The organism is Streptomyces sp. 1222.5, assembly GCF_900105245.1.
Classification (GTDB): Bacteria; Actinomycetota; Actinomycetes; order Streptomycetales; family Streptomycetaceae; genus Streptomyces; species Streptomyces albidocamelliae.
The window spans coordinates 3,244,746-3,256,118 of sequence record NZ_FNSZ01000001.1 but is presented as its reverse complement, the minus strand read 5'-3'; the positions used below and the strand labels follow the sequence as shown (position 1 = coordinate 3,256,118).

Annotated in this window: 7 protein-coding genes; 5 read left to right on the top strand and 2 right to left on the bottom strand. The window is 74.6% G+C overall.

Features of this window, described 5'->3' with window-relative positions; translation table 11 throughout:
- The first annotated feature begins 88 nt into the window (after positions 1-88).
- The 5 genes from BLW57_RS14490 to nudC all read left to right on the top strand — a co-directional run bounded on the left by BLW57_RS14490 (position 89) and on the right by nudC (position 10,627).
- Positions 89-475, top strand: coding sequence for an MGMT family protein (locus tag BLW57_RS14490; protein ID WP_256339481.1), 387 nt, complete (start codon positions 89-91; stop codon positions 473-475).
- Between the two features lie 257 nt (positions 476-732).
- Positions 733-4,323 carry an ATP-dependent helicase gene (locus tag BLW57_RS14485; RefSeq protein ID WP_093474898.1) on the top strand — a complete coding sequence of 1,197 codons (3,591 nt, stop codon included), beginning with the start codon at positions 733-735 and terminating at the stop codon, positions 4,321-4,323.
- Positions 4,324-4,464: 141 nt separating this feature from the next.
- Positions 4,465-8,016: an ATP-dependent DNA helicase gene (locus tag BLW57_RS14480; protein ID WP_093474897.1), complete on the top strand. Its 3,552-nt coding sequence runs from the start codon at positions 4,465-4,467 to the stop codon at positions 8,014-8,016.
- Between the two features lie 107 nt (positions 8,017-8,123).
- Positions 8,124-9,527, top strand: coding sequence for a dipeptidase (locus tag BLW57_RS14475; protein ID WP_093474895.1), 1,404 nt, complete (start codon positions 8,124-8,126; stop codon positions 9,525-9,527).
- Positions 9,528-9,682: 155 nt separating this feature from the next.
- A complete protein-coding gene (nudC, locus tag BLW57_RS14470) occupies positions 9,683-10,627 on the top strand; it encodes an NAD(+) diphosphatase (RefSeq protein WP_093474894.1) in 945 nt (314 codons plus the stop codon).
- Between the two features lie 66 nt (positions 10,628-10,693).
- On the opposite strand, the gene BLW57_RS14465 is transcribed toward nudC, so the two are convergent.
- Entirely contained in the window at positions 10,694-10,888 is a 195-nt protein-coding gene (locus BLW57_RS14465) for a hypothetical protein (RefSeq protein WP_093474892.1), read from the bottom strand.
- A 141-nt stretch (positions 10,889-11,029) separates the two neighbouring features.
- A complete protein-coding gene (locus BLW57_RS14460) occupies positions 11,030-11,287 on the bottom strand; it encodes a mycoredoxin (protein ID WP_093474891.1) in 258 nt (85 codons plus the stop codon).
- Positions 11,288-11,373: the final 86 nt, after the last annotated feature.

The following is an 11,373-nucleotide window of genomic DNA, read 5'->3' as shown; positions in this document are numbered from 1 at the left end:
AGTCTGCCCGAAGCGACGCGCCGGTGCGAGAGCACCAAGGAGCGCGGTCCCCGGCGCGATGTCGGTGGGGTGCGGCAGGATGGGGCGAATGAGCGAGCAGAGACCTGCCCGAGAGACCCGCGAGGAGTACGCGGAGACCCTGCCGGAATACGCCGAGCGGGTCCTGGAGGTCGCCGAGCGGATTCCGCCGGGGCGGGTCATGACGTACGGCGATGTCGCCGAGTGGCTCGAGGAGGGAGGGCCGCGCCAGGTCGGCCGCGTGATGGCTCTCTACGGCGGCGCCGTGCCGTGGTGGCGGGTGGTCCGCGCGGACGGTGCGCTGCTGCCCGGGCACGAGCTGCGCGCGCTCGCCCACTACCGCGACGAGGGCACGCCGCTGAGGCAGGCCGGCAGGAGCGCCGAGGGCCATGTGCCGCGGCTCGACATGCGGCGGGCCCGGTGGGACGGCGGCGCGGGCGCGGAGGGTCACACCTGACAGCTTCCGCCATCGGATGCCGCCGGGGAGGGCCCGCGGCCCGTACGGGTGACATCGGGGACGTCCGTGGCATGACGTACGTTCGTGAGGTGCGGGACTCGCGTGGCGCGAGCGCCGTGAGGGAAGAAGCGGAAGCCCTGCTTCCGTCCGGAGCGGGAGCGTAGCGTCGGCTGCGCGCGTCCCCCTCACCCCGCGGCCACCGTCTCGCACGCGTGACCGCCCGACCACCAGTACGACCACCAGGACCGGCCAACCACGTGAGCTCCTCCTCCACCACCAGGCGCCTGCCGCACCCCCAGGTGCGGCAGGGGAGCCGTGGCGCTTACCGACTGGTCCGTACCCGGCCGTCCCGCACGGATCCCCCTCCTCTGGACGCGGCACAGCGTGCCGTGGTTGACCACCGCTCCGGTCCACTGCTCGTCCTCGCGGGTCCGGGTACCGGCAAGACCACCACCCTGGTCGAGTCCGTGGCCGCGCGGATCGCCCGCGGCGGTGATCCGGAGCGGATCCTCGTGCTGACGTTCAGCCGCAAGGCCGCCGTCGACCTGCGCGACCGCATGGCCCTGCGCATGGGCGCGGCGCGCGCCCCCCGGGCCACCACCTTCCACTCGTACTGCTACGCGCTGGTCCGCGCCCACCAGGACAGCGACCTGTTCACCGAGCCCCTGCGCCTGCTCTCCGGGCCGGAACAGGACGTCACCGTCCGCGAGCTGCTGGCCGGCCAGCCCGAGCTGGAGCGGCGCGGACTGACCCATGTGCGCTGGCCGGACGAGCTGCGCGCCTGCCTGACCACACGCGGCTTCGCCGACGAGGTCCGCGCGGTCCTCGCCCGCAGCCGCGAGCTGGGCCTCGGACCCGGCGCCCTGGACGACTTCGCCCGGCGCATCGGCCGCCCCGACTGGCGTGCCGCCGCCGCGTTCCTCGCCGAGTACCTGGACGTCCTCGACATGCAGGGCGTCATCGACTACGCGGAACTCGTCCACCGCGCGGTCCTGCTCGCCCACCGGCCCGGGACCGCCGCGCGGCTCGCCGACCGGTACGACGCCGTGTACGTCGACGAGTACCAGGACACCGACCCCGCCCAGGTGCGCCTCCTGCACGCGCTGGCGGGCGGCGGGCGCACCCTGGTCGCCCTCGGCGATCCCGACCAGTCGATCTACACCTTCCGGGGCGCCGACGTGAACGGCATCCTCGACTTCCCCGTGGCCTTCACGCGCGCGGACGGCCGCCCCGCCCCCGTCGAGGTGCTGCGCACCTCCCGCCGTTCCGGGGCCGCCCTGCTGGCCGCGACCCGCCTGATCACCCAGCGCATGCCGCTGCCCAGGCTGCCCGCCGACAAGGTGCGCGCCCACCGTGAGCCGGCCGCCGTACGGGACGGCGGCCGGGTCGAGGTCTACACCTACCCGACGGCCGGCACGGAACTGGACAACGTGGCGGACATCCTGCGCCGCGCGCACCTGGAGGACGGCGTCCCCTGGAGCGACATGGCCGTCCTGGTCCGTGCAGGCGCCCGCACCCTCCCGACCCTGCGCCGGGCCCTCACCGCGGCCGGCGTCCCGCTGGACATCGACGGCGACGACCTGCCGCTGCGGCACGAGCCCGCGGTCGCCCCGCTGCTCGCGGCCCTGCGGGCGGTGGCCACGGCCGAGGCCCGGCGCCACGAGGAGGGGTCCGGGGGCCCCACGGCGGAGGGCGAACCGTCCGCGGAGGAGCCCGGCGAGCCCACCGCGGAGCGCGCCGCCGAGGAGTCCGGCGGGGCCCTCGCGCACGAGGAGCCGTCCCCCGAGACCCCCGAAGCGGCCACCGCGGCCCACGATCACCCCGCCGACCCCGCCGACCCCGCCGACCCCGCCGCCACCATCGCGGACCACGATCCGTCCGCCGAGGAACCCACCACCGGGGAACCCGCCGCACAGGAACCCGCCGCCGCGGCCGAAGCCCTCGCGCCGGCCGCCGAGCCGGTCCCGGACACCTCCTGGCTCGGCACCGAGACCGCGCTCACCCTGCTCGCCTCCCCTCTCGCCGGGATGGACACCGCCGATCTGCGCCGTCTCGGGCGTGCCCTGCGCGAGGAGGAGCGCGCCGCCGGGAACCCGCTGCCGCCCCCGTCCGACGAACTCCTCGCGCGGGCGCTCGCCGAGCCCGAGCGCCTGTCCGTGCACGACCCGGTGTACGCGCGCGGCGCGCAGCGCCTCGGCGCGCTGCTGCGCAAGGCCCGCGAGCGTCTCGCCGGCGGGGGCACGGCCGAGGAGGCCCTGTGGGACCTGTGGCAGGGCACCCCGTGGCCCACCCGGCTGGAGCGTGCCGCCCGGCGCGGCGGCGCGGCCGGCCGCAACGCCGACCGCGACCTCGACGCCGTGTGCGCTCTGTTCGCCACCGCCGCGCGCGCGGAGGAACGCACCGGCGGCCGTGGCGCCCTGAACTTCCTGGCCGAGATCGAGGCCGAGGACATCGCCGCGGACACGCTCACGCGCCGATCGGTACGCCCCGACGCCGTCCGCCTGATGACCGCGCACCGCTCCAAGGGCCTGGAGTGGCGGCTGGTCGTCGTCGCCGGCGTCCAGGAGGGACTGTGGCCCGACCTGCGCCGCCGCGGCTCCCTCCTGGAGGCGGACCGCATCGGCCGCGACGGCCTCGCCGAACCGCTCACCCCGGGCGCGCTGCTCGCCGAGGAGCGCCGCCTGTTCTACGTGGCCGCCACGCGCGCGCGGGAGCGTCTCGTCGTCACCGCGGTGAAGGCACCCGCCGACGACGGCGACCAGCCCTCCCGGTTCCTGACCGAACTGGGCGTCGAACCCAAGGACGTCACCGGGCGACCCCGCCGCCCGCTGTCGGTCGCCGCGCTCGTCGCCGAACTGCGCGCCACCACCGTGGACCCGCGCGCGTCCGGCGCCCTGCGGGAGGCCGCCGCCGACCGCCTGGCCCGGCTCGCCGCACTGGCCGACGAGGACGGCCGCCCGCTGGTGCCGTCCGCGCACCCCTACCGCTGGTGGGGCATGTTCGAGCCGACCGAGAGCAAGGTGCCGCTGCGCCACCGGGACCAGCCCGTGGTGCTCTCCGGCAGCGCCCTCGACCAGCTCGCCAACACCTGCGCGCTCCAGTGGTTCCTGGGCCGTGAGGTGAAGGCCGACGCACCCGCCACCACCGCCCAGGGCTTCGGCAACGTCGTGCACGTCCTCGCCGACGAGGTCGCCTCCGGCCGCACCCCGGCCGACCTCGACGTCCTCATGGAACGCCTGGACTCGGTGTGGAACGCGCTCGCCTTCGACGCGCCCTGGAAGTCGCAGCAGGAGAAGGCCAACGCGCGCGTGGCGCTCGAACGCTTCCTGAACTGGCACGTGCTGAACCGCGCCGGCCGTACCACCGTGGCGAGCGAGCAGGACTTCGACGTCACCCTCGGGGCGGGCGACTACGAGATCCGCATCCGCGGCCAGATGGACCGCGTGGAGACGGACGGCGACGGCCGGGCCTACGTGGTCGACTTCAAGACCGGCAAACAGGCGCCGAGCGCCGCGGAGGTGGCCCGCCACCCCCAGCTCGCCGTCTACCAGCTGGCCGTCCGGGAGGGTGCCTTGGACGCGGCCTTCGACGGGGTGCGCCCCGAGCCGGGCGGTGCCGAGCTGGTGCACCTCAGGCAGGGTGCGGCCAAGCGTGACGGCGGGGAGACCCTGCCCAAGGTACAACCGCAGGAGCCGCCGTCCGGGGAGTGGGTCGGCGAGCTGCTGGCCACCGCCGCCGGCAAGGTCCTCGACGAGCGGTTCACCCCGAGCGCCGGCCAGCACTGCACCCACTGCGCGTTCCGCGCCTCGTGCAGCGCCCGCCCCGAGGGCCGCCACGTGGTGGAGTGACGAACGGCACGGCGGCGTGCGGCCGCAGTGGTGCACGGTCCGGAGTGACGTACGGCACCACCCGCGCTGACCTGCGTCTCTTCCACCCCGGCGGGTGGATTCGTCCCCGACTGTCAGTGGCCGCCGCTAGCCTCTCTCCACATGCCCGCCCGTATCACCGATCCCGAGCAGCTCAAGGAGCTCCTCGGCATCCCGTTCACCCCGGAGCAGACGGCCTGCATCGTCGCGCCGCCCGCCCCGCAGGTGATCGTGGCCGGCGCCGGTTCGGGCAAGACCACCGTGATGGCGGCCCGCGTGGTCTGGCTCGTCGGCACCGGGCAGGTCGCCCCCGAGCAGGTCCTCGGCCTCACGTTCACCAACAAGGCCGCCGGCGAGCTGGGCGAGCGCGTCCGCAAGGCGCTGATCAAGGCCGGTGTCACGGACCCGGACGTCATCGACCCCGACAACCCGCCGGGCGAGGCGGTCATCTCGACGTACCACGCCTTCGCCGGGCGGCTGCTGACCGACCACGGACTGCGCCTCGGGCTGGAGCCCACCTCGCGTCTGCTGGCCGATGCCACCCGCTACCAGCTCGCCGCGCGCGTGCTGCGCGAGGCACCCGGCCCCTACCCGGCTCTGACCCGCTCCTTCGCGGACCTCGTCAGCGACCTGCTGACCCTCGACTCCGAGCTCGCCGAACACCTCGTCGACCCCGAGGAACTGCGCGCCTGGGACGCCGACCTGCTGCACACCCTGGGGGGCGCGAAGCTCACCAACGCCGATCTGCGCAAGGTCCCCGAGACGGCGGCGGCCCGGCGGGAACTCGCCGACCTCGTCCACCGCTACCGGGCCGTCAAACGCGAGCGTGACCTGCTCGACTTCGGCGACCAGATCGCCCTCTCGGCCCGCCTCTCCCGCGTCCCCGAGGTCGGCCGCCTGCTGCGCGAGGAGTTCCGGGTGGTGCTCCTGGACGAGTACCAGGACACCTCCGTGGCCCAGCGCGTGCTGCTGGCGGGCCTCTTCGGCGGCGGCACCGGCCACCCGGTGACCGCGGTCGGCGACCCCTGCCAGGCCATCTACGGATGGCGCGGCGCGTCCGTCGCCAACCTGGACGACTTCCCGGCACACTTCCCGCTCTCGGACGGGCGCCGCGCCACCCGCCAGTCGCTCAGCGAGAACCGCCGCAGCGGCGGACGCCTGCTCGACCTGGCCAACGGCCTCGCCGAACCCCTGCGCGCCATGCACGCGGGCGTGGAGGCGCTCCGCCCGGCCCCCGGCGCCGAACGCGACGGCACGGTCCGCTGCGCCCTGCTGCCCACCCACGCCGAGGAGATCGACTGGATCGCCGACTCCCTCGCCCATCTCGTGCGCACCGGCACGGCCCCCGCCGAGATCGCCGTGCTGTGCCGCACCGCGACCGACTTCGCCGAGATCCAGGGCGCCCTCGTGGCCCGGGACGTCCCCGTCGAGGTGGTCGGCCTGTCCGGGCTGCTGCACCTGCCGGAGGTCGCCGACCTCGTCGCCGTCTGCGAAGTACTCCAGGACCCCGGGGCGAACGCCTCCCTGGTGCGCCTGCTGACCGGGCCGCGCTGGCGCATCGGCCCCCGCGACCTCGCCCTCCTCGGCCGCCGTGCCCGGCTGCTGGTCGCCCACGCGCGCGTGGACGGCACCGACGACCCGGACCGCCGGCTCGCCGCGGCCGTCGAGGGGACCGACCCCTCCGAGGTGATATCGCTCGCGGACGCCCTGGACACCTTCCTGGAGACGCCCCTGGAAGGGGACTTCGCCAAGGGCACCGACGACGGACTGCCGTTCTCGCCGGACGCGCGCGTGCGCTTCGCCCGCCTCGCCGCCGAGCTGCGCGACCTGCGCCGCTCCCTGTCCGACCCGCTGATGGACGTACTGCACCGCGTCCTCGCGGTCACCGGCCTGGAGGTGGAGCTGTCGGCGTCCCCCCACGCGCTGGCCGCCCGGCGGCGCGAGACCCTGTCCAACTTCCTGGACGTCGCCGCCTCCTTCGCGGCGGGCGACGGCGAGGCCACCCTGCTCGCCTTCCTCGGCTTCCTGCGCACCGCCGCCCAGTACGAGAAGGGCCTGGACAACGCCCTGCCCGGCGGCGAGAACACCGTCAAGGTGCTCACCGCGCACAAGTCCAAGGGCCTGGAGTGGGACGTCGTCGCCGTCCCCGGACTGGTGAAAGGCACGTTCCCCAGCGCACAGGGCCGCGAGAAGTGGACCGCGCAGGCCAAGGTGCTGCCGCACGCCCTGCGCGGCGACACCGACACCCTTCCCGACATCGACTCCTGGGACTCGCGCGGCATGAAGGCCTTCCACGAGGCCATGAAGGAGCACCAGCACACCGAGGAGCTGCGCCTCGGCTACGTCACCTTCACCCGCCCCCGCTCGCTGCTGCTCGGCTCCGGCCACTGGTGGGGCCCCAGCCAGAAGAAGCCGCGCGGTCCCTCCGACTTCCTCCAGGCGCTGTACGACCACTGCGCCGCCGGGTACGGCGAGATCGAGGCGTGGGCCGAGGAACCCGCCGAGGACGAGGAGAACCCGGCCCTGCACACGGCCGCCGCCGACCAGGTGTGGCCGCTCCCGCTGGACGACGCCGCGCTGGCCCGCCGCCGCGCGGCCGCCGACACCGTCCTCGCCCACCTCGACGCCCTCGCCGCCCAGGGCGACGACCGGCCGCCCGCCGCCCATGACCCCGCCGCGGTCGACGACCCGGACTGGCCCGCACCACCGGACGACGACCCCTACGGCGAGGACCCGTACGAGGAGCCGTACGACGACCAGCCGTACGACGAGGACGTCCCGTACGACGGTGACCTCCCCTACGACGAGGACCCCTTCGGTGCGGAGCCGTACGCGGCGGACGCCCCCGCCGCGGAACAGCCCGCCGCGGACGACCTCGCCCCGGAGGAAGAGAGCGCCGAGCGGCCGACCGTCCCCCACCAGGCCACCGCGCCGCAGGACGGCCTGGACGGCCCCCGGCGCACCGAAGCGCGGCCCCGCACTTCCCTCACTCCGGAGGAGGCCCGAGCCATCGCCTCCTGGGACCGCGACCTCGGCGCACTCACCGGGGAGCTGCTGCGCGCCCGGCGGACCGTCACGGACGTCCCCCTGCCGGTCACGCTGACCGCGTCCCAGCTGATGCGGCTCGCCGAGGACCCGGACGGGCTCGCGCAGGAACTCGCGCGCCCCATGCCGCGCCCCCCACAACCGGCCGCGCGCCGGGGCACCCGGTTCCACGCCTGGGTCGAAGCCCGCTTCGAGGAGTTGACGCTGCCCCTGCTCGAACCGGAGGAGCTGCCCGGCAGCGACGCCGAGATCGCCGACGAACGCGACCTGGAGGCCCTGAAGGAAGCCTTCGAGCGCACCGAGTACGCCCGGCGCACCCCCTACCGGGTCGAGGCGCCCTTCCAGCTCGGCCTCGCCGGCCGCGTCGTACGGGGCCGCATCGACGCCGTCTACCGCAACGGGGACGGCGACGGGGCGACGTACGAGATCGTGGACTGGAAGACCAGCCGCACCCGCTCGGCGGACCCGCTCCAGCTCGCCATCTACCGGCTGGCCTGGGCCGAGCAGCAGGGCGTACCGCCCGAGTCCGTCACGGTCGCCTTCCTGTACGTGCGCACCGGCGAGGTCGTACGGCCCACGGGCCTGCCGGACCGGGCCGCCCTGGAGCGGCTGCTCACGGGCGGCACCTGACGACGGCCCGGCGGCCGCCGAAGGACCCCGGGGCGCGGCACGCGGGCGTCCCGAGTGTGACGTACCGCCCGCCGAGGACGCCCGTGAAGGCCGATAGGCTCGTGAGCATGAGCCAGACCCCGGACAGCGCCGTCCGCACGTACATCGAGCAGCACCGCGCCGCCTTCCTCGACGATCTCGCCGCGTGGCTGCGCATCCCGTCCGTGTCGGCCCAGCCCGACCACGCGCCCGACGTGCGGCGCAGCGCCGACTGGCTCGCCGGCAAACTCAGGGAGACGGGCTTCCCGACCGCCGAGGTCTGGGAGACCGCGGGCGCCCCGGCCGTCTTCGCCGAGTGGCCCTCGGACGACCCCGAGGCGCCCACCGTCCTCGTCTACGGCCACCACGACGTCCAGCCCGCCGCCGTCGAGGACGGCTGGGACAGCGACCCCTTCGAACCGGTCGTCCGGGAGAACCGCCTCTACGCGCGCGGGGCGGCCGACGACAAGGGGCAGGTGTTCTTCCACACACTCGGCGTCCGCGCCCACCTCGCCGCCACCGGCCGCACCGCCCCCGCGGTCAACCTGAAGCTGCTGGTCGAGGGCGAGGAGGAGTCCGGCTCCGCGCACTTCAGGGCACTCGTCGAGGAGCGGGCGGCGCTGCTCGCCGCCGACGCCGTGATCGTCTCCGACACCGGCATGTGGTCCGAGGACACCCCCACCGTCTGCACCGGCATGCGCGGCCTCGCCGACTGCGAGATCCGCCTGTACGGCCCCGACCAGGACATCCACTCGGGCTCCTTCGGCGGCGCCGTGCCCAACCCGGCCACCGCCGCCGCCCGCCTGGTGGCCGCCCTCCACGACGAGCACGCGCGCGTGGCGGTCCCCGGCTTCTACGACGGCATCGTCGAGCTGACCGACCGCGAGCGCGAACTCTTCGCCGAGCTGCCCTTCGACGAGGAGCGCTGGCTGCGCACCGCCAAGTCCCGCGCCGCCCACGGCGAGGCCGGGCACACCACGCTGGAGCGGATCTGGGCCCGCCCGACCGCCGAGGTCAACGGCATCGGCGGCGGCTACCAGGGTCCCGGCGGCAAGACGATCATCCCGTCCTCGGCCATGGTGAAGCTGTCCTTCCGGCTGGTCGCCGGCCAGGACCCCGACCACATCGAGAAGGCCGTCCGCGACTGGGCGGCCGAGCAGGTGCCCGCCGGCATCCGCCACGAGATCGTCTTCGGCGCGGCCACGCGCCCGTGCCTGACGCCGCTCGACCACCCCGCCCTGCAGTCCGTGGTCCGTGCCATGGGCCGCGCCTTCGAGAAGCCGGTCCGCTTCACCCGCGAGGGCGGCTCCGGACCCGCCGCCGACCTCCAGGAAGTCCTCGGTGCCCCCGTGCTCTTCCTGGGCATCTCCGTCCCCTCCGACGGCTGGCACGCCCCCAACGAGAAGGTCGAACTGGACCTCCTCCTCAAAGGCGTCGAGACCAGCGCCTACCTGTGGGGCGACCTGGCCGCTCACTGGAGCCGCACGCCCTGACCGGCCGGCGCCGCAAGGGAGGGCGCCGCGCGCGGGGCACACTGGAAGGACCGCCCCGTACGCCCGCCGCCGCCCGGCCCCGTGCCCTCCCGCCCGGCGCCCCGCCGAACCGTCCGCCGATACGAGAACCGCACCTGGGGGAGTTGGAAGCACCCGTGACCACCTGGACCGACGACACAGCCGACCGACCCATCTCGCTGACCGCCCCGAGCGGCCTCGACCGTGCCGCGCACCACCGGCTGGACGAGGCCTGGCTCGCGGCGGCGTGGAGCCACCCCACCACCCGCTGCTTCGTCGTCTCCGGCGGCCAGGTGCTGATCGACGAGACCCCGGACGGCCGGACCGAACTCGTCATGACGCCGTCCTTCGAGGCGCCCCTCACCGAGGCACACCGTTACTTCCTGGGCATCGACGAGGAGGGCGTCAGCTACTTCGCGCTGCAGAAGGACTCCCTGCCCGGCCGCATCGACCAGTCCGCCCGCTCCGCGGGCCTGCGAGAGGCGGGCCTGCTGCTGTCGCCGCGCGACGCCGGGCTGATGGTGCACGCGGTCGGCCTGGAGAACTGGCAGCGCACCCACCGCTTCTGCTCCCGCTGCGGCGAGCGCACGGTGATCGCCGCCGCCGGCCACATCCGCCGCTGCCCGGCCTGCGGTGCCGAGCACTACCCGCGCACCGACCCGGCCGTGATCATGGCGGTGACCGACGCGGAGGACCGCATCCTCCTCGGACGCCAGGTTCACTGGCCCGAGGGCCGCTTCTCCACGCTCGCCGGCTTCGTCGAGCCGGGCGAGTCCATCGAGCAGGCCGTGCGCCGCGAGGTCTTCGAGGAGGTCGGTGTCACCGTCGGCCCGGTCGAGTACGTGGCCAGCCAGCCCTGGCCGTTCCCGTCCAGCCTGATGCTCGGCTTCATGGCCCGCGCCACGTCGACCGACATCGACGTCGACGGCGACGAGATCCACGAGGCCCGCTGGTTCTCCCGCGCGGAGCTCCACGAGGCCTTCGAGTCCGGCGAGGTCATGCCGCCCTACGGCATCTCGATCGCGGCCCGCCTGATCGAGATGTGGTACGGCAAGCCTTTGCCGACGCGCAGCTTCGTCTGACCGCGTGCCCGGGGCCCGCGCGCCCCGGGCACACGGCCGGCCGCGGAGGGGCGGCCCCCGCATCTCTCAGGGGAGCAGGGGACGCCCCTCCCGCGCGGCCTCGAAGTGTTCGTCCCGGAGCGCTTCCTCACCGTGCTCGGCGACGAAGGCCACCACCCGGCCGAGGGGGCTGTCCGGCGGGGGCGGCTCCTCGCTGATCGTGAAGCCGAGAATCTGCGCCCAGAACGCTGCGCCTACGTCTTGCGGGTCGTCCATGTCCATGACGCGCACGGTAGACGGAGGGTCCGACAGCCGGGCGGCAGCGCTACGGCCGTCGCCGTTCCGGAGCCGGCGGGTGGACACACGAAACCCCCGACAGCCGGGCCGTCGGGGGTCGTGCAGCGGATCGTGCAGCGTGAGAGGTCAGGCGGTGAGGGCCTGCTTGACCTGGGCGAGGCTCGGGTTCGTCATGACGACCTCGTCGCCCCCGGAGCCGGAGACCACCCGGACCGTCGGGACCGTCTGGTTTCCACCGTTCGCCTTCTCCACGAAGGCGGCGGACTCGGGGTCCTGCTCGATGTTGATCTCGGTGTACGCGATGCCCTCCCGGTCCAGCTGGCTCTTCAGCCGCCGGCAGTAGCCGCACCAAGTCGTGCTGTACATCGTCACAGTGCCCTGCATGTCTCTCGCGCTCCTCAGGCTGCTCGGAAACTTCGTCCGGGGAGTAGAACGTAAGCGAGCGGCAGGCCATTCCCCATGGGGGTATG

What these genes read in the sequence shown, in the direction of transcription:
- BLW57_RS14490 (WP_256339481.1), top strand. Translation starts at nt 89, where the DNA reads ATGAGCGAGCAGAGACCTGCCCGAGAGACCCGCGAGGAGTACGCGGAG.
- BLW57_RS14480 (WP_093474897.1), top strand. Translation starts at nt 4,465, where the DNA reads ATGCCCGCCCGTATCACCGATCCCGAGCAGCTCAAGGAGCTCCTCGGC.
- BLW57_RS14475 (WP_093474895.1), top strand. Translation starts at nt 8,124, where the DNA reads ATGAGCCAGACCCCGGACAGCGCCGTCCGCACGTACATCGAGCAGCAC.
- BLW57_RS14465 (WP_093474892.1), bottom strand. Translation starts at nt 10,888, where the DNA reads ATGGACATGGACGACCCGCAAGACGTAGGCGCAGCGTTCTGGGCGCAG.
- BLW57_RS14460 (WP_093474891.1), bottom strand. Translation starts at nt 11,287, where the DNA reads ATGCAGGGCACTGTGACGATGTACAGCACGACTTGGTGCGGCTACTGC.